The organism is Chlorobaculum tepidum TLS (assembly GCF_000006985.1).
GTDB classification, from domain to species: Bacteria; Bacteroidota; Chlorobiia; order Chlorobiales; family Chlorobiaceae; genus Chlorobaculum; species Chlorobaculum tepidum.
Genome location: NC_002932.3, coordinates 984,138 through 1,002,839 on the forward strand (window position 1 = coordinate 984,138; position 18,702 = coordinate 1,002,839).

16 protein-coding genes and 1 pseudogene are annotated in these 18,702 nt (G+C 56.8%); 11 read left to right on the forward strand and 6 right to left on the reverse strand.

Going from position 1 to position 18,702, the window contains the following annotated elements; all coding sequences use genetic code 11:
- Positions 1 to 66: 66 nt before the first annotated feature.
- Genes AYT24_RS04810 through AYT24_RS04830 form a run of 5 tightly spaced genes read left to right on the forward strand, consistent with a single transcriptional unit; the run spans position 67 to position 5,172 of the window.
- The gene (locus AYT24_RS04810; RefSeq protein ID WP_010932726.1) at positions 67 to 666 is read left to right on the forward strand and encodes a 5-formyltetrahydrofolate cyclo-ligase; all 600 of its coding nucleotides are present in this window, start codon (positions 67 to 69) and stop codon (positions 664 to 666) included.
- The gene (gene ppk1, locus AYT24_RS04815) at positions 663 to 2,807 is read left to right on the forward strand and encodes a polyphosphate kinase 1 (RefSeq protein WP_010932727.1); all 2,145 of its coding nucleotides are present in this window, start codon (positions 663 to 665) and stop codon (positions 2,805 to 2,807) included. Before AYT24_RS04810 ends, ppk1 begins: the two co-directional genes overlap by 4 nt.
- Entirely contained in the window at positions 2,804 to 3,238 is a 435-nt protein-coding gene (gene rpiB, locus AYT24_RS04820; RefSeq protein WP_010932728.1) for a ribose 5-phosphate isomerase B, read from the forward strand. The genes ppk1 and rpiB overlap by 4 nt, the downstream gene beginning before the upstream one ends.
- Positions 3,239 to 3,913, forward strand: coding sequence for a CBS domain-containing protein (locus tag AYT24_RS04825; RefSeq protein WP_010932729.1), 675 nt, complete (start codon positions 3,239 to 3,241; stop codon positions 3,911 to 3,913). It abuts the gene before it with no gap.
- A gap of 38 nt (positions 3,914 to 3,951) precedes the next feature.
- Positions 3,952 to 5,172, forward strand: coding sequence for a M20 metallopeptidase family protein (locus tag AYT24_RS04830; RefSeq protein ID WP_010932730.1), 1,221 nt, complete (start codon positions 3,952 to 3,954; stop codon positions 5,170 to 5,172).
- A gap of 104 nt (positions 5,173 to 5,276) precedes the next feature.
- On the opposite strand, the gene AYT24_RS04835 is transcribed toward AYT24_RS04830, so the two are convergent.
- Positions 5,277 to 6,248 carry a class II fructose-bisphosphate aldolase gene (locus tag AYT24_RS04835; protein ID WP_010932731.1) on the reverse strand — a complete coding sequence of 324 codons (972 nt, stop codon included), beginning with the start codon at positions 6,246 to 6,248 and terminating at the stop codon, positions 5,277 to 5,279.
- 189 nt (positions 6,249 to 6,437) lie between these two features.
- On the opposite strand from AYT24_RS04835, the gene AYT24_RS04840 reads away from it, so the two are divergent.
- Complete coding sequence (locus AYT24_RS04840) at positions 6,438 to 8,540, forward strand: carboxy terminal-processing peptidase (protein WP_164926974.1); 2,103 nt, start codon at positions 6,438 to 6,440, stop codon at positions 8,538 to 8,540.
- A gap of 113 nt (positions 8,541 to 8,653) precedes the next feature.
- Here the strand turns inward: AYT24_RS04840 and argH are convergent, their stop codons facing one another.
- Complete coding sequence (gene argH / locus AYT24_RS04845; RefSeq protein WP_010932733.1) at positions 8,654 to 10,045, reverse strand: argininosuccinate lyase; 1,392 nt, start codon at positions 10,043 to 10,045, stop codon at positions 8,654 to 8,656.
- Between the two features lie 487 nt (positions 10,046 to 10,532).
- Between argH and AYT24_RS04850 the strand changes: the two genes are divergently transcribed.
- The 3 genes from AYT24_RS04850 to purT are packed head-to-tail and all read left to right on the forward strand — an operon-like array spanning position 10,533 to position 13,980.
- Positions 10,533 to 11,993, forward strand: a complete 1,461-nt coding sequence (locus AYT24_RS04850; protein WP_010932736.1) for an aminoacyl-histidine dipeptidase — start codon at positions 10,533 to 10,535, stop codon at positions 11,991 to 11,993.
- The gene (locus AYT24_RS04855) at positions 11,990 to 12,793 is read left to right on the forward strand and encodes an adenylate cyclase (protein WP_164926975.1); all 804 of its coding nucleotides are present in this window, start codon (positions 11,990 to 11,992) and stop codon (positions 12,791 to 12,793) included. The genes AYT24_RS04850 and AYT24_RS04855 overlap by 4 nt, the downstream gene beginning before the upstream one ends.
- Before the next feature lie 8 nt (positions 12,794 to 12,801).
- Positions 12,802 to 13,980 (forward strand): formate-dependent phosphoribosylglycinamide formyltransferase, encoded by a 1,179-nt coding sequence (gene purT, locus AYT24_RS04860; protein WP_010932738.1) that lies wholly within the window; start codon positions 12,802 to 12,804, stop codon positions 13,978 to 13,980.
- 39 nt (positions 13,981 to 14,019) lie between these two features.
- Here purT and AYT24_RS04865 read toward each other — a convergent pair whose 3' ends face one another.
- Both AYT24_RS04865 and AYT24_RS10485 read right to left on the reverse strand, forming a co-directional pair.
- Complete coding sequence (locus AYT24_RS04865; protein ID WP_226986873.1) at positions 14,020 to 14,565, reverse strand: SRPBCC family protein; 546 nt, start codon at positions 14,563 to 14,565, stop codon at positions 14,020 to 14,022.
- Between the two features lie 225 nt (positions 14,566 to 14,790).
- A pseudogene (locus AYT24_RS10485) lies at positions 14,791 to 15,389 on the reverse strand (hypothetical protein).
- Positions 15,390 to 15,641: 252 nt separating this feature from the next.
- Between AYT24_RS10485 and bciA the strand changes: the two are divergent.
- On the forward strand, positions 15,642 to 16,676 hold the full coding sequence (gene bciA, locus AYT24_RS04875) for an NADPH-dependent 3,8-divinyl protochlorophyllide a 8-vinyl-reductase BciA (RefSeq protein WP_010932741.1): 1,035 nt from the start codon (positions 15,642 to 15,644) through the stop codon (positions 16,674 to 16,676).
- 22 nt (positions 16,677 to 16,698) lie between these two features.
- Positions 16,699 to 17,379 (forward strand): DUF2461 domain-containing protein, encoded by a 681-nt coding sequence (locus AYT24_RS04880; protein WP_010932742.1) that lies wholly within the window; start codon positions 16,699 to 16,701, stop codon positions 17,377 to 17,379.
- Positions 17,380 to 17,804: 425 nt separating this feature from the next.
- Here the strand turns inward: AYT24_RS04880 and AYT24_RS04885 are convergent, their stop codons facing one another.
- Positions 17,805 to 18,365, reverse strand: a complete 561-nt coding sequence (locus AYT24_RS04885) for a YecA family protein (RefSeq protein ID WP_264357662.1) — start codon at positions 18,363 to 18,365, stop codon at positions 17,805 to 17,807.
- Between the two features lie 118 nt (positions 18,366 to 18,483).
- Positions 18,484 to 18,663, reverse strand: coding sequence for an HTH domain-containing protein (locus AYT24_RS04890; RefSeq protein ID WP_164926976.1), 180 nt, complete (start codon positions 18,661 to 18,663; stop codon positions 18,484 to 18,486).
- Between the last annotated feature and the right edge of the window lie 39 nt (positions 18,664 to 18,702).

An 18,702-nucleotide genomic window follows, 5' to 3' on the forward strand; every position in this document is an offset into this window, starting at 1 on the left:
TGAACCGCCTGTCGCGCGCTCCTTTTCGGACGAGGCAGCAGGCAAGAACGAGAGGATTGCCCCTGCATGGAATTTGCAATCGAGAGCAAACCGGAATTGCGGAAGAGGCTGCTTGCGAGGCGCAGGGCGATGACGCTGGAGCGGTGGCTTTCGGATAGCGAAAAGATTCAGGCGCACGCCGCATCATTGCCGAAGTTGCGCGAGGCCGCTCGGGTTCACTGCTACGTCTCGATGGAGCACGACCGCGAGGCGCGGACGCTAGAGCTGCTCGAAAAGCTTGCACTCGAAGGGAAAGCGGTGTATATGCCTTATATTGAACAGGGGATCATGAAGACTTCCATTTACCATTCTGCCCAAAAGTTCAGGATTTCGGTATCGGCACCGCCCACTCCCGAGCCGCTCGTGCTCTCCGGAGAGGAGCGTTTCGAGGTGGTCTTTGTGCCACTCACGGGTTTTGACCGGAGAGGGGGGCGGATCGGTTTTGGAAAAGGTTGGTACGACCGTTTCTTCAGCCGTCTGTCTGGGCATGGTATCCATCCGGTGAAAATCGGTTTGGCATTCAGTTTTCAGGAGGTTCCGTCGGTGCCGTGTGATCCCTGGGACGAGCCGCTCGACATGGTGGTCACAGAAAATGAAATCATCAATTGCCAGTACAACAGCAAATGACAGATTCGGAAAACGGGACATTGGTTCCGGCGGCTATAGCCGAGCCGGATCTGCGCGATCCCTTGCTCTACGTGAACCGTGAGCTGAGCTGGATCGATTTCAACCAGCGAGTGCTCGAAGAGGCACTCGATTCCGCCGCGCATCCGTTGTTGGAGCGCGTCAAGTTCCTCTCGATTTTCAGCTCCAACCTCGACGAGTTTTTCATGATCCGCGTGGCGGGACTTGATGACCAGTGCGCTGCGGGCATCAACGAGCGCTCGGTCGATGGCCTCACGCCTATCGAGATGCTCGAGCGGATTCGCGAGCGCGTCATCGGCCAGCTCCGGCAGCGCAACGCCTGTTTTTTCGATGATATTCTGCCTGCGCTCAAAAGGAAAGGGATCGAATTCGTCAGTGTCTCTTCGCTTTCCGTCGAGCAGCAGCAACTTCTTCAGCACTATTTCAGAAAGGAGGTTTTTCCGGTTCTGACGCCGCTCGCTTTCGATACGGGCCATCCCTTTCCGTTCATGTCCAACCTCTCGCTGAATCTTGCAATCGAGCTTGAGGACGAGGAGAGCGGAGCGATCAAGTTTGCTCGCGTCAAGGTGCCCGGCATTTTGTCGAGAATCATCCGACTCGACCAGATCGAGGGTCTCGGCTTCGACGACGGACGGATACGCCTACTGTGGCTCGAAGACCTTGTAGAGCACAACCTCGATCAGCTCTTTCCGAAGATGCGCATTTTGCAGTGCCACCCATTCAGGATCATCCGTGACGCGGATATCGAGATCGAGGAGGACGAGGCGGGCGATTTGCTCGAAAGCATCGAACAGGGGGTGCGCTCGCGCCGCTATGGCAAGGTGGTACGTCTCGATATCAATCCCGACATGCCGCACTCCATCCGGAGCCTCCTCGTCAAGAACCTTGAAACTTACGAGCGGAACGTTTACGAAATTGGCGGCGTGCTCGGCATGAGCGCGCTGATGGAGCTGCTTAAAATCGACCGGCCTGATCTGAAAGACGAGCTTTTCGTGCCGAACAATCCGCTTGATGACAAGCGGACTGCTGACATATTTGCTGAAATGCGTTCCGGCGATATGCTGCTGCATCACCCATACGACTCGTTCAAGCCAGTGGTTGATCTCATCTGGCAGGCGGCGCGCGATCCCGATGTGCTCTCTATCAAGCAGACGCTCTACCGGGTAGGCAGCAACTCGCCGGTGGTCAAGGCGCTGATGTTCGCCGCCGAGCAGCGCAAGCAGGTGGCGGTGCTGGTCGAGCTCAAGGCAAGGTTTGACGAGGAGAACAACATCCTCTGGGCGCGTTCGCTCGAAGATGCTGGAGCGCATGTGGTTTACGGCCTGCCCGGCCTGAAGACTCACGCCAAGCTCACGATGATCGTACGGCGTGAGCAGGAGGGACTTCGCCACTACCTGCATCTCGGCACCGGCAACTATAACACCGTGACCGCGAGAATCTATACCGATTATAGCTATCTGACGACCGACCCGGTGCTTGCTGACGACGTCACCGAGCTGTTCAACTCACTGACCGGCTACTCGAAGCATCGCGAATATCGCTCGCTGATCGTTTCTCCGCTTAATATGCGGCGCTGGATCATGGAGATGATCCGTCACGAAGTCGACCACCAAAAGCATACCGGCAACGGCAGAATCGTCATGAAGATGAATGCACTGGTCGATGAGGAGATCATCCGAGCGCTCTACCGCGCCTCGATGGCCGGCGTGAAGATCGATCTGGCCATCCGGGGTATCTGCTGTCTCAAGCCTGGTATTCCCGGCATCAGCGAAAACATCCGGGTTGTCAGCGTGATCGGTAGATTTCTCGAACACAGCCGGGTTTATTATTTTAACAATGGAGATCATGCCCGGATTTTTCTGGGCAGTGCTGACATCATGCCGCGTAACCTCGACAAGCGGGTCGAGACGCTTTTTCCCGTTATTGAGCCGCGCCTGGTTGAATCGATCAAATCCGATCTTGAACTGACCCTGAGCGATAACCGCAAATCGTGGGAGATGCAGCCGGACGGAACCTACATCAGAAAACGGGGCGGGCGGCCAGCAGTCGACAGCCAGAGGCTGTTTATGCGGCGCTCTCTCCGGAGGAAGAAAAACATCAAAAAAAAGGTTAAAGGATTATGAAGATTGCAGTTGGAAGCGATCATGCAGGAGTGGAGCTGAAGAAGTTCGTCCTCTCATGGCTTGAAAAGCATTGCTATGATTTCGAGGATATGGGTCCCTATTCCGCCGAATCAGTCGATTATCCCGATTATGGCCACAAGGTTGCTGAGGCGGTCGCCCGCGGGGATTTCGATCAAGGAATTCTGATGTGCGGCACCGGCATCGGCATCTCCATTGCCGCCAATAAGGTGAAGGGCGTCCGCGCGGCCAATGTTTGTAATCCGGAGTACGCGGCGCTGGCGCGTCAGCACAATGACGCCAATGTGCTCGCCTTCGGGGCACGTTTCAACGACGACTCCAGTGCAGCGAAGATTCTCGAAAGCTGGTTCGCATCAGAATTCGAGGGGGGACGTCACCAGCGACGCGTCGATAAAATCGAGTTTTGCTGCTGAATGTCGGTAACCTTCTCATATCTGGCCGAGACGGACTATCCGGTCTTCACTCTCGGCGGTTCGACAGCTGATGCGGCAAGGCGGCTCGCTGCTTCGGGGTGCGCCTGCGCTCCAGTGCTTGACGGCGAGCGCTACCTTGGCATGGTCCACCTTTCGCGCCTGCTTGAAGGGCGGAAGGGGTGGCCGACAGTGAAGGAGAAGCTCGGCGAGGAGCTGCTCGAAACCGTCAGAAGCTACCGGCCTGGCGAGCAGCTTTTCGACAATCTCATCTCCGTGGCGGCGGCAAAGTGCAGCGTCGTGCCGCTTGCCGACGAGGATGGCCGGTATGAAGGGGTGGTTTCCCGCAAGCGAATTCTCGGCTTTCTCGCCGAGCGTATCCACTCCGGCGAGGGCGGCTTGACGATGGAGATCGAGGTGCCGCCGACCGGGGCCAAGCTTTCCGAAATCATCGAGACCATCGAAAAGAACGACGCCTCGATCCTCAGCTTCACCTCGTGGACAACGGGCGAGGGACGAATCATCTTTTTCCGGGTCGCCACACACGACTTTTTCCGTCTGGTTAGAAACATGGAGAACTACGGCTACCTCATCCGCTACCACTCCGCGTTTCCCAACGCCGGTTACGACGAGCTTCGCGAGAAGGCGCTGGAGTTCATTCACTACATGGACATGTAGAGCATGGCAGCCAGGCGACATCATGACAGTTACGGCATATGCACAATGAAGCGTTCAGTACCATCGCGGCCAGGGTCAGGGAGGCCGCGCACAACTTGTATCCCGAGGTAGCGGCGCTGCGGCGCCATCTGCACCAGCATCCCGAGTTATCCTACCAGGAGTTCCAGACCACCGCCTTCATCAAGAAGTATCTTTCGGGACTTGGCATCGAGGCCGAACCGCCGCTCATGGAGACGGGCGTTATCGCGTTGCTTCGGGGCGAGGGCGCTCCACCATCCGGCGAGCGACGCACGGTGGCGTTGCGGGCTGACATCGACGCCCTGCCGCTTCAGGAGGAGAATGGTCACGATTTCTGCTCGACGGTCGAGCGCTGCATGCACGCCTGTGGTCACGATATGCACACGGCGATGCTGCTTGGCGCAGCCACCGTGCTCAGCGGCATGAAGGATGCGCTGAATGGCGATGTGCTCCTGATTTTCCAGCCCGCCGAGGAGAAAGCGCCGGGCGGCGCCAAGCCGCTGATCGAGGCGGGATTGCTGAAAAAGTACAAACCGTCAGCGATCTTCGCGCAACACTGCTTTCCCAGTGTCAAGAGCGGCAGCATCGCCATGTGCAAGGGCGGTTTCATGGCCGCCGCCGACGAACTCTATGTCACGATTCACGGCCAGGGCGGGCACGCTTCAGCTCCGCACAAGACTCGCGACCCGATCCTTGCGTCGGCGCACATCATCACCGCGCTCCAGCATCTGGTCAGCCGCGTCGCTCCGCCGCACGAATCCGCGGTGCTCTCCATCGCCTCGATCAGCGGTGGTCACGCGACCAACATCATACCCGGCAACGTGACCATGATGGGCACCATGAGAACCATGAACGAAGAGCTTCGGGCGCTCCTGCACAAAAAATTTGAAAAAACGGTGCGGCAGGTTGCCGATGCATTCGACGTTGAGGCCGAAGTGGAGATCAGAAGGGGCTATCCGGTGCTTTACAACGATCCGGCCATGACCGACCTTGCCTGGGAGGCGGGCAAGGAGTATCTTGGCGATGGCAACGTGCGTCAATCGGAGCCGGTCATGACCGCCGAAGATTTCGCCTATTACTTGCAGGAGTGTCCCGGAAGCTTCTGGCAGCTTGGCACGGGGCTTCCCGATTCCGCACCGGGAAATCTCTTGCACTCACCCACCTTTGATCCCGACGAGCACGCGCTCGAAACCGGCATGGGCATGATGAGCTACCTCGCGCTAAGGTTTCTTGCGGGGTGAAGAAAAAAAGGAGGGCGTGGACGAGGTGAACAAGGGAGAAAAAAGAAAAAGGCTGGCCGGGATGAACCGAGCCAGCCTCTTTTGATTTGTGGGTAAAGCTTTTTTTACGCCTTGCCGTTCGAACCGAGGACGTTGATGATTTTGTGCATGTAGAGCTGCTTGAGCGCGTCGCGTGCCGGGCCGAGGTATTTGCGCGGATCGAACTCTTCCGGCTTTTCGTCGAGCACCTTGCGGACGGCGGCGGTCATGGCGAGGCGTCCGTCGGAGTCGATGTTGATCTTGCAGACCGCAGAGCGTGCGGCTTCCCGAAGCTGGTCTTCGCCGATGCCGACCGCGTCCTTGAGCTTGCCGCCGTGGGCGTTGATCATCTGTACCAGATCCTGCGGAACGGACGACGCGCCGTGCAGCACGATGGGGAAGCCGGGAATGCGCTTCTCGATCTCGGCGAGGATGTCGAGCCTGATTTTGTGATCTTCACCCGGCTTGAACTTGAACGCGCCGTGTGAAGTGCCGATGGCGATGGCCAGACTGTCCACGCCGGTTTTGCCGACGAAATCCTCGACCTGATCCGGCTCGGTGTAGGTGTGCTTTGTGGCGTGAACTTCATCTTCGATGCCTGCCAGTACACCCAGCTCGCCTTCGACCGTGACGTCATGCTGGTGCGCAAATTCAACGACCTTGCGGGTCAGCGACACATTGTCCTCATAGCTCAGATGCGAGCCGTCGATCATTACCGACGAGAAGCCGGTCTCGATACAATCCTTGCACAGCTCGAAGCTGTCGCCGTGATCGAGGTGCAGCACAATCGGAATCTCGCGACCGAGTTCAGCGGCGTACTCGACCGCACCTGCGGCCAGATGGCGTAACAGGGTCTGGTTGGCGTAGCTGCGCGCACCTTTGGAAACCTGGAGGATGACCGGTGAAGCGGTCTCGACGCAAGCCATGATAATTGCCTGGAGCTGTTCGAGATTGTTGAAGTTATACGCAGGAATGGCGTATCCGCCGCTGATGGCTTTGGCGAAAAGTTCACGACTGTTGACGAGACCCAACTCTTTATACCCGGTGATTTTCTTCATAGAGTGCTCTCCATTTGAGATTTTATGGTTTTCAGTAGAGAATGAGAATTTTTGAAAGAATTTCCTGATCGTGCAGAAACCTGTTATGTAGATACTATGTTTTTGTAATATAATATAACCAAGCGGGAATTGGTTGAACTCCGGCCACTCCGGCTTAGAATGAATTCACAAAAGCTTCACAGTCAGTTTATGAAAAAGATACGCAAGACCCTCTCTCCGATTCTGTTTTTTCTCCTGATGCTCACCCTTTCGTGGGATCAGTCCATGGCTGCCGTTGGTCAAGCTGCTCAACCAGCCCTCCTCAAACCAACTCCGAACCAGGAGGAGGCCGCCCGTTACATCGCCCAGTACCTGCTTCAGAACCATTACCGCAAGGTGCCGGTCAACGACTCGCTCTCCCAGCAGATTTTCAAACGCTACCTCGACAATCTCGACAACAACCGCAGTTACTTCACAGCGCCCGAGGTCGAAAAGCTCCGCCAGGAGTTCGGGGCTCACCTCGCTGACGATTTCGTCTCCGGCAATCCCGCCGACGGTTTCGCCATCTACAACCAGTTCCTGAAACGGGCCAGAGAGAAGATGGCGTATATGAAAAACGCGCTCGAAAAGACCACATTCAACTTTTCCTCCCCCGAAACGCTCGAACTGGAACGAAGCAAAACCGCTCCCTGGCCAGCCAACGAGGCTGAGCTTCACGATCTGTGGCGCAAGGAGCTGAAGTATCAGTACCTGAGCGCCAAATATTCCGGCGAAAAGGGCAAAAACATCAAGTCTGAAGTCATGAAGACCCTTGACAACAGACTCAAAATCTTCAACCAGCAGAAGCCCGAAGATGCTTTCCAGGCTTATATGTATGCCGTGACCACCTCGTTCGATCCGCATACCGACTACTTCTCGCCGGATGAATACGAGAACTTCCAGATCGACATGAGCCGCTCGCTCGAAGGAATCGGCGCGAAGTTGCAGATGGAGAACGAATACACGGTGGTGAACGAGATTATTCCCGGCGGCCCGGCCTTCAAAAGCAAACTTCTGAAGAAGGGCGACAAGATTGTCGGTGTTGGACAGGGCGACAAGGGAGAGATCATCGACGTGATCGGCTGGCGCATCAATGACGTGGTCAAAAAGATCAGAGGTCCCAAAGGCACCGTTGTCAGGCTCAAGGTGCTTCCGGCCAGCCAGGCTGGCAAGGGGCCTGCAAAGATTATCCGGCTGGTGCGGGCCAAGGTTGACTTGCAGGAGCAGGCCGCGCAGAAAAAGATCATTTATGACAACGGTCACAAAATTGGCGTTATCGTGCTTCCGTCGTTCTATCTCGATTTCGAAGGCGAACGGCAGCAAAAGCATAACTACGCGAGTACTACAAAGGATGTGGCCAGAATCATCAACGAGCTGAAGCAGGAGAATGTGGAGGGAATCATCGTTGATCTGAGGGAAAACGGTGGTGGATCGCTCGAAGAGGCCGTCAATGTCACCGGCCTGTTCACCGGCAGGGGGCCTGTCGTGCAGGTCAGCAACGCTCTCGGCGGCAAGATGGTGCTGAATGACGAAAATTACCCGATGCTTTACCGGGGGCCGCTGGTGGTGCTGGTCAACCGCTACAGCGCGTCGGCCTCGGAGATTTTCGCCGCGGCGATCCAGGATTACGGGCGAGGACTCATCGTTGGAGACAGAACCTTCGGCAAGGGTACCGTGCAGAGCATCGTCACCATCCAGAGACCATTCAGCATGTTCATGAAACAGGCTGACCTCGGCCAGCTCAAGTTGACCATCGCCAAGTTCTACCGCATCTCCGGCGGTAGTACCCAGCATATCGGTGTTCTGCCGGATATCGTTCTTCCGTCCCTGATCGACCCGGAGGTGGTGGGTGAAGATACCTACACCAGCAGTCTGCCCTGGACAACCATCTCAAGGGCTGCTTATACACCATTAGGATTCGTCACCAAAGAGGATATTGTTTTACTGAAGAAGGAGTTCGCCGAACAGTCCGCCAAAGACAAGCTCTACCAGTCCTATCTGGCCGATTTGGCAACCCTGAACCGTATCAGGCAGAAGAAGAGCGTGTCACTCCAGGAAAAAGGCTTTCAAGTGGAGAACAAGACCCTGAAAGAGATACAGGATCGCTGGGGAGACCAGAATGCCGATACCGGGAAAAAGAAGAAAACGGATTTCATTCTGCAGGAGGCTGCCAGAATTCTCGATGATCTCGTGGCGCTCAAGTCGCGTCCGGCAGTTCCCGCCGCGGCTCCGTTGGCAAGGCCTGCCGTCAGGCGGGCGGTGCCCGTGAAATAAGCGGGCAGCAACATTCCAATAAAAAAGGCGCTCGGTGATGGAGCGCCTTTTTTGGTTCCGGGTTTGCCGAAACAGGGCGGGCATAAAACCCGTCCCTACAAGAGATTGTTCCGTCAACGCGCCGCTTTCGCTCGCGCGATCTGCTCTTCGACCGATTTGAACGAGCAGCTGCCAGCGGTTTTCTTGGAGTTGACGCTGGCGTCGGGTTTGAGGTCGTCGTAGATCCCTTCGTCGAAGGCTTCAGAGAAAGTGCGGTACTCGTCGAGCGAGATGGTCGGCAGGGTTTTGCCCTGTTCGATGGCATACGCCACGATCTTGCCGGTGATGCGGTGGGCGTCGCGGAAAGGAATCTGCTTCTTGACGAGGTACTCGGCGATCTCGGTGGCGAGGCTCAGGTCTTCGGCGGTGAGTCGGGCGAGGCGCTCCTCGTTCAGCCAGGTCTTTTCGATCATCCGGCGGAAGACCGAGAGACTCGATGCAGTGGTTTCGGCGGTATCGAACAGAGGCGGCTTGTCCTCCTGCATGTCGCGGTTGTAGGAGAGCGGCAGCCCTTTCATAATGGTGAGAAGGTTCATCAGGTTGCCATAGACACGGCCCGTCTTGCCGCGCACCAGCTCGGCGATATCGGCGTTCTTTTTCTGCGGCATGATCGACGAACCGGTCGCGAAGGCGTCGCTGATCGACAGGTAGTTGAACTCCGCCGAGCTCCAGAGAATTACATCCTCCGAAAAACGCGACAAGTGCATCATGATCATCGAGCAGGCCGAAACGAACTCGATCACCAGGTCGCGGTCACTCACCGCATCGATGCTGTTGGTGAAGACACCGTCGAACTCCAGCAGTTCCGCCGAGCGCGCCGGATCGAGCGGCAGGGTGCTGCCCGCGAAAGCCGCCGCGCCGAGCGGCGAAATGTTGGCCCGCTTGCGCAGATCGGCGAGGCGCTGGGCGTCGCGCCCGAACATCGAGTGCCACGCCATGTAGTAGTGGCCTGCGGAGATCGGCTGGGCGCGCTGCAGGTGGGTGTAGCCGAACATGATGGTGTGCTTGTACTGCTCCGCCTTGTCGAGCAGCGTCGATTGCATCGCCTTGAGCAACTCGCCGATGCGGTCGATGTTGCGGCGCAGATAGAGGCGCGTGTCGGTCGCCACCTGGTCGTTGCGGCTGCGCCCGGAGTGCAGCTTGCCCGCCGTCGGGCCGATCAGCTCCTTCAGCCGGTTCTCGATCACCGTGTGAATATCCTCATCCTCCCACACCGGGGTTAGCTCGCCCGACTCAATCTCCTTTTCGACCGCCTTCAGCCCGGTGACAATTTGCCCGGCCTCCTCTTTCGAGATAATTCCCTGCTCGCCAAGCATGGTGGCATGGGCAATAGAGCCTTGAATGTCTTCGCGATAGAGCAGCCCGTCCACATGCACCGACGAGGAGAACTTCAGCGCCTCCCGGTCAAACGGTTCCGAAAAACGGCTCTGCCACAAGAGCTCCTTCTGATTGGATTGATCGGACATGATGAAGTATCGCTAAGAGGTTGCAGGGCAGAGCGCCCATAAAATGGTTCGGTGGGGGAAAATACGGAAGACAATTGATAATTGATAATAGCAGAATGGGGTGTTTAAGAGAAGATTCACGATCTGCCTGTACCTGACAGGGCGATACACAGAGCTTCTGACTGGATAGACAGGGCAAGTAACCTTAAACAGGGCAGTGACGGAATAAGCGGTTCTGTCAATGCGCTTGTTTTTGTAATATGTTTTGAGCACGATAAGGTTTGTGAGCTGATCATACACTTTAAACTGCGATTTTTGTTTGCGAAAGAGCTCGCAGGACTGGTCAATCCGGGCTCTGGCAATGGCACAGAGCGTAAATGCGGAGCAGTCAGTTCTGAAAGCGCTCTTTGACAAAACAAAAAAACGTCAATACCGAATGCCGGAAAAACGGCGCCTGGTCATCACTGATGAGTTGATATGCAGAAGAAACTGAATCGAGCACGCCATTATGAGCAACATTTTTCTCTCGCTTGAGCCGAAAATACTTTGGAGCCACTTTTACCGCCTGACACAAATTCCGCGGCCTTCGGGGCATGAGGAGGCAGTTCGGACCTATGTCGCTGACGTGGCGAAACGTTGCGGGTTGGAATGGCTCGTCGATGAGGCAGGTAACATCATTGTGCGCAAACCGGCGTCGGCGGGGATGGAGCGTCGGCGGGGCGTTATCCTGCAGGCGCATCTCGACATGGTGCCGCAGAAGAACGCAGGGACAGCGCACGACTTCACGAAGGATCCGATCGACGCCGTGATCGATGGTGAATGGGTGCATGCGCGCGGCACCACGCTGGGGGCGGACAATGGCATCGGTGTGGCGGCGGCGCTGGCTGTGCTTGAATCGGACGACTTGCGCCACGGACCGCTCGAAGCGCTTTTCACGGTGAACGAGGAGGCTGGCATGACCGGAGCGCTGGGGCTGAAACCGGGAGTGCTCAGGGGCGACATTCTGCTGAACCTCGACTCCGAGGATGAAGGCGAACTCTTCATTGGCTGCGCGGGCGGACTCGACGGTACGATGCGCTTCGACTATTCCTGCGAGCCGCTGCCTCCCGGTTACTCCGGCATCGAAATCCGGGTCTCCGGTTTGCGCGGCGGGCATAGCGGCATGGACATCGATCTTGGCCGGGGCAACGCCAACAAGATCATGAACAGGCTGTTGCAGATGGGTCGGGAGCACCACGGGCTGCTGCTTGCATCCATCGACGGCGGAAGCCTGCGCAACGCCATTCCGCGCGAATCGGTGGCACTGGTTGCCGTACCGTCCGCGCAAAAAGTAGCGTTTCTCGACGAGCTTCATTCGCTCGCCTCGGCCATCGGTCTCGAGCTGAACGGGGTTGATCCGGAGCTGCGGGTCGAGGCTGCGGATGCCGCGCTTCCTGTAGGAATGATCGACGATACCGTGGCGCAACGCCTCTTCGATGCGGTGGCAGCCTGCCCGAACGGCGTGCATCGCATGAGCGAAGCGATGGCGGGTCTGGTCGAAACCTCGAACAATCTTGCCCGCGTCCATTCGGACGGACGCGCAGTGAGCGTCGAGTGCCTGCTCCGGAGCGCCTCGGTGGAGGGGATGCGCGAACTTGCCGACGCGGTCGCGGGCATCGCCGAACGTGCCGGAACGGTAGCCGCGTTCGAGAACGGCTATCCCGGATGGAAGCCAAATCCCGCTTCGCCGATCCTGAAATGCATGGTCAAAGTCTATCGCGACCGCTTCGGCAAAACGCCGGAGATCCGCGCGGTGCATGCCGGTCTGGAGTGTGGCATCATCGGCGCAAACAATCCGCAGCTTGACATGATTTCGTTCGGCCCGACCATCCGCCATCCGCATTCGCCGGACGAAAAGGTTGAGTGCTCGTCGGTACTGAAATTCTGGGAATTGCTTGTGGCAACGCTGGAGGAGGTGCCAGAGCCGTGAAGACGCCCTACAGCTACAACACCATTTCGGATTTTCTCTTGTCGCAACCGCTGACGGTTGATGTGGAGGTTGACGACGAGACTGCCGGGTGTTTTCCGCTCAAATGCATCGAGCTCGACGCGACCGTGCTCTATGTCGGAATGCGCAATTTTGCGCGGCTTACGCTCGATCTTTCGCCGACGGAGATTCTGATCTACCTCAACATGTTTCTCGTCTGGATGCGCGACTCGCTCGCGGCGGAGCGCTTCTGCGTGGTCGAGCGGTTTCTCGACAGCTCGATCGTGCTGCTTTTTTCGAAAAAGTTCGGTTCGGAAGAGCCGTTTTTCGACGCGATTCGCGCCGCGCGATGGATGGGAGAGCACGATGAGCTGCTCTTCGCGCCGGAGATGGGCATTGCCAGCGGGCGTGTTTCGGTGGGATTCGCTGGCACGCCGAAGGAGTTCACCGGCTCGGTCTTCGGGCGTCCGGTGCTGCTCGCCGCAGCGTGCGCGAAGATGAGGCCACAGGACGAGGCGATGGCGTCGTGCATCACTTTTCCGGAGGAGGAGTGGCGGGGGCGCTCGTTCGAAGAGCTGTTTCCGCCGCTAGAGTTCGACCACCCGGAGTGTGGCCGCGTGCGCCAGCCATCGACCTGGAGGCTCGGCGAGCCTCGAAGCGTCGATTTTGCGTCGCATGGCCGGATTGACCTGCGGGATGTTGGTAACTTCGTGCACTGGACATCAAAGATTACGGCAAAGGAAAAGGCCCGTGAGTGGTTTGCCCAGATCAAGGCGAAAGGATTTTACAAGTATCAAAAATAAAAAGAGTTATGCCGAAAACAATCATGCTGCTGGGCAGCGGGGAGCTGGGCAAAGAGTTCGTGATTGCCGTCAAGCGGCTGGGGCAGCGGGTGGTCGCCGTGGACAGTTACGACGATGCGCCCGCGCAGCAGGTGGCCGACAGGCGCGAGGTGATCGACATGCTCGACGGCCGGGCGCTCGACGCCATCGTCGCCAAGCACCGGCCCGACATCATCGTTCCGGAGATCGAGGCGATTCGCACCGAGCGATTCTACGATTATGAAAAGCAGGGGATTCAGGTGGTGCCCTCCGCGAGGGCGGCCAATTTTACGATGAACCGCAAGGCGATCCGAGACCTTGCTGCCCGCGATCTCGGCTTGCGTACGGCGAACTACCGCTATGCCTCCTCGCTTGAAGAGTTGCGGTCGGCAGTGGGTGAAGTTGGCCTGCCCTGCGTGGTCAAGCCGCTGATGAGTTCGTCGGGCAAGGGGCAATCGACGGTGCGGAGCGAGGCGGAGATCGAGGCGGCGTGGAGCTACTCGCAGAGCGGCAAGCGCGGCGACATCGCCGAGGTGATCGTCGAGGCTTTCGTGCCGTTCCATACCGAAATTACGCTCTTGACCGTGACGCAAAAGAATGGCCCAACGCTCTTCTGCCCGCCCATCGGCCACCGGCAGGAGCGCGGCGACTATCAGGAGAGCTGGCAGCCGTGCCGCATCAGCCCGGAGCAACTGGAAGAGGCGCAGAATATCGCGGGCAAAGTGACCGAGGCCTTGACCGGGGCGGGCATCTGGGGCGTGGAGTTTTTCCTTGCCGACGACGGCGTCTACTTTTCGGAGCTTTCGCCGCGGCCGCACGATACCGGCATGGTGACGCTCGCCGGAACGCAGAACCTCTCGGAGTTCGAGCTGCACGCCCGCGCGGTGCTCGGCTTGCCGGTTCCAGATATCACGTTGCTCCGCGCCGGAGCGAGCGCCGTGATTCTCGCTGACAGGGTGGGCAACAATCCGTCGTTTGATGGTCTGGATGCGGCGCTGGCGGAGCCGGGCAGCGACATCCGGATTTTCGGCAAGCCGGTGATGCGTCCATACCGGCGTATGGGCGTAGCGCTTATGTCGGGTGAAAAGGGAAGCGATGTCGATGAGCTGAAGCGGCAGGCGATTGCCAATGCCGAGAAAGTGATGATCAAGTGTGACGAGACGGTGTGAAAAATTTCATCACACTTGACCGAGTCGTTTTAACGCATGTCAGTCCGCGATGGCGGAATCGGCGGATGGCTGCGTGGATTGCTTCAGGCTGGAGGTGCGTGCCACTCGCAACGAGCCTTCAGCGGACTCGGCGCGCTTTTTCATGGCGGCGAGCACCATCGGCAGATCGTTCTGCTGAACCTTGCGAACAAACATTGCTGGGGCGAAAAAGTCCGGTTTGATCTTTGCCCTGAAGGTCAGGATGCTCCCCTTGCCGTCGGAAGCACGCTCAATGAGCCAGTCGCCTTCGTATACCTTGAAATCGCCCTCTATCTGATGGAAATCAAGCCGCTTCGGATACTCTCCCTGAAGGCTTAGTTTGATATAGACTGTTTTTCTGAAGAGAAAAATGCCGGTTTTTCCCCGTTCAAACATAACCTGTTCGCGTCCGTTATCTGAAATCAGGCCACTGTCAATTAGTTTGGGGACAAATGATTTGTGATTGTTGTAATCGGTTATGGCCGCCCAGACGTGCTTGGGTGAGGCCTCGATATAGACTTTGCCGACCACTCCGGTAACTCCGTCGTCAAGATCCGATGTTTGCACCGTAATACCTCGATGATCATTGTCAGACTGTTGCGTCCGGACGGGAACTTCAAGTTTTTTGTCGTTCTGGCACGAAGCCTTTGCCGGAAAGAGAGCGAGTGAGCCATATATGGCGACAATGGCCATAAAGAGGCAACGGAGTGTTGTGATCCTGTGGCGCATGTTCTATCCATTTTGTGATAAAGCGGGGGCAAAGGGCTGATAGTATTATGAATTTAATAATCGTTAATGTATTTCCAATACATCAGAATGAGGTAGTGGAGACAGTGTCTTATCCGAGTTCGAACGTCGTGACACCGAAAATACGTTCGACGGGAAGACGCGGTGCAGGCCCCTTGTAATGCGGGCAGTCTCGAAAACCATGTTCATCCTGTGCCGTTGAACCAGTTCAAGCGCTGCAGGGTTGACCTTCGGAATGTCAAGAAAAATCAGTGAGCCTTCAGGAATCGGGCTTTCGAGCGCGCTGAAAAGCGTTTCGGCAAGCTCAGGGGTGCGGCGAAAAGCGGGCCAATCTTGAAGCCGCTGCGGCAGAGGCCTATAAGGCCATAGCCGGCCAGCTTGCCGTTCTGACGAATCCCAAAAGCGCGGCTTCTTTCGCGGCTCTGTACGGAGACGCCCATGTACCGGATGTTCCGGTAAGCGAGTGAGAAGCCGTATAAAAGCCAAGAAAACCAAACGATTCGCCAGAGCAGGTAAAAGAATGTCAGCATGAAAGATATGGTGATCAGCACGATGACGACTTCACCCGGCAGGCTGCCAGGATGTTCAAGATCGAAAGCGCTTTTCAACCGCGACAGGAGGCTTTCCAGAAAGGTATTGAGCATGGAGATGAGTCCATTGTTTCAAGCATTGAGTCGCACTCTGCAAAAACAACGCCGGAGACAAGAAAAATCCACAACACATTGCATTGATTGCATTGCCGGTGTACTGCCGGTAAGCATTTTCCGACAAAAGGGAGCTGCGCATTCGCGACCGGTTCAAATCCCCTCAAACAGTTTCAAAACAATGATTTTAGCCTTATACTTGTTCTGGACAGCGATTTCCGGTTTTCAATCAACCTTTACTGGCTATTGGTTATGTCATCTTCGTCTGTACTGGCTGAATCCTGTAACGGCTCTCAGAAAAAGCGCGTGTTCGTGGTGGGAGCGACCGGGTATATCGGCAAGTTTGTTGTCCGCGAGCTGGTTTCAAGAGGCTATGAGGTCATCAGTTTCGCCCGTCCGCGATCCGGCGTGAACGCATCGACTACCGAGGATGAGACCCGTCGGCAACTTCAGGGTTCCGAGGTGCGTTTCGGCGATGTGTCGAATTTGGAGTCGCTCTTGCGCGATGGCATCCGGGGCGAGCATTTCGATGCGGTGGTCTCGTGCCTGGCCTCGCGCAACGGAGGGATCAAAGATTCGTGGGACATCGATTACCAGGCGACGCGCAATTCGCTCGATGCCGGAATGAAGGCAGGAATCAACCATTTCGTGCTGCTTTCGGCGATCTGCGTGCAGAAGCCGATGCTGGAGTTTCAGCGTGCCAAGCTGAAGTTCGAAAAGGAGTTGCGCGAGTCTGGCGTGACCTACTCCATTGTCAGGCCAACGGCGTTTTTCAAGTCGATTGCCGGGCAGATCGAGAAGGTCAAAAACGGCAAGCCTTATGTTATGTTCGGGGATGGCAAACTCACGGCGTGCAAGCCGATCAGCGAAGGTGATCTGGCCCGCTTCATCACCGACTGCCTCGAAGATCCGGAGAAACAGAACAAGATTCTGCCCATCGGTGGGCCGGGCGAGCCGGTGACCAACCTCGATCAGGCGCTGATGCTCTTCGAGCTGCTTGGCCGGAAGCCGAAGCTCAAGAAGGTGCCGATCCAGATATTCGACGTGATTATTCCGTTGCTGACGCTGATCTCGAAGTTCCTGCCGTCATTTGCAGAAAAAGCGGAGTTCGCTCGTATTGGCAAATACTACTGCTCGGAGTCGATGCTGGTGTGGGATCCGGTCAAAAAACGTTATGACGCCGACGCTACGCCCTCATACGGCACCGAAACCCTGCGCGACTTCTACAAACGCGTGCTCAAGGAGGGGCTCGCCGGTCAGGAACTCGGCGCGCACGCGATGTTCTGAGGCGGCATAAAGCCTCTTTGCCATGATGACTCGCTCCGCGCTTGACTTCCTCGTGGAACTCAAAGCCAACAACAACCGGGAGTGGTTCGAGGCGAACCGCACGCGCTACGAGCAGGCAGCCGCCGACTTCTTCGACACGGTCGCGCGGTTCATCCAGTCGCTCACGAGTTTCGACCCAGAGATCGCCGAGGTGATGCCCGACCCGAAATCGTGCATCATGCGCATCTACCGGGACGTGCGCTTCTCGAAGGACAAAACGCCCTACAAAACAGGCCTATTTGCCTACGTCAGCAAGGGCGGACGGAAAGGGGCGCTGGCGGGCTACTATCTGCATCTCGAACCAGGCAATTCGTTTGGCGGCGGGGGACTCTACCTGCCCGAAGCGCCCGTGCTGGCCCGGACCCGCGAAGCCATCGAAACCAGCTTCGACGAGTGGAATGCCATTGTGACCGCTCCCGAACTGCTTGCTGCTTTCCCGGATGGCGTATTGCCATCGGGCGTGCTCAAACGTGCTCCGAAAGGATATGATGAAACCAGCCCCGCCATCGAGTGGCTGCGCTACAAGGGCTACGTCACCCAGCGCTTTTTTAGTGACGGAGAGGTAGTGGATGAACCGTTTATCGAACAGCTCGGCGATTGCTGCCATGCGGTGATGCCGATGGTTGCGTTTCTCAACAGCGCAATAGAGTCAGACACCCCGTAACGCCTCAAAGCTTCGGCAACACGCGGCCGGCTGTCAGCGGCTCGAAATCGACTGGAAACGAAGGCTTGAGCTGACCGAACCGGTCGCGTCCCTCCGGCATTATGTGCACCCCTTTTGGAAATTCACCATTCACAACCAGATATTCGAGCAGCCAGTTTGTCAGGCGGAAGTAACCGCTTGGCTTGCTTGTGGTTGCGGCAGGCGAGGGATTCGGTGGTTTGCCGATGGCCTAGTGAACAAAAAGGAGAGAGTCATGAAAAGCAACATGTTGATGCTGGCAAGAGTTGCCGGCATGTTGATGGCAAGCCCCTCGGTCGATGCCGCCAAGGTAACCTGTAGTTGACATGAAAAAAGCCGGACTTGTAACAACCCGGCTTTTTTATTTGAAATATGGCATCTGACCTTATCCGGCCGATCACTTCCGTTCACACTCCTTTTTCTTCTTCAGCCTGTTGCTGCCAGAAAGCGTAGATGCCGATGATCGACTCGTCGAGCATGTCGATCATCTGATCTTTCTCCTCCTGCGACATGTTATCGTAGTCGTCGGTGACTTTGCCAAGCACAAAAAGCGGCCCGGCGAGCATGGCCGTTGATTCATCGGCGAACAGCGGCTGCCAGGCCTCGTGGCTCAGCTCCATGCCGAGGATAAAGCCGAGCGCCCACTCCTCGATGGCGATCTGCCGCTCCTCCTCTTCGGAGTAGCTGAACATTTCATAGATCGGCAGGAATCCTTCCGGTTCGCTTTCAAACTGGGCGTCGATAGCGTTGACGTGCCGGTTCAGCAGATCGGTAATCCGCGACTCGTCTTCAGGCGAGTTGAAGAGATTTTCCCGCTGGTTTTCGGGATCGAGCATGTACTTGATCCACCGGTGCTCAGGGACAACCTCCGGCCCAATGACGACGGCAGTCAAAAAGCCATCTATCATTTCGATGGAGTTCATGCACTCTTCAGGGGCCTCCGTGGAGGCCAGGAATGTTTCGAGCATATTCAGCTCTTCTTCGGAGAGCGGTTGATGGGCTCGTTCTGATTGCAGCATAATGGTCTGTTGATGGTTGTGAATATGTCCCCGAGAAATTCGGTTTGCTGGAAAAGAGTGCCGTGCGTTATACTTTCGGTGTCCAGTAGCAGCGTTTCGGCGAAACGATCAGTTCCTCCTCCTTGAGGCTTTTCATCGCCTTGTCTACCTCTTTGCGCTCAAGCCCGCTTTTTTCGGCGATCTGCCCGGCGCTCATCGGTTTGCCCTCTTTTTTCAGCACTTCGAGAATGGTGGTTTTCGCGTCCATAATAGTTCGGTCGTTCGTTTTGAAATTCGGTATGGTTTG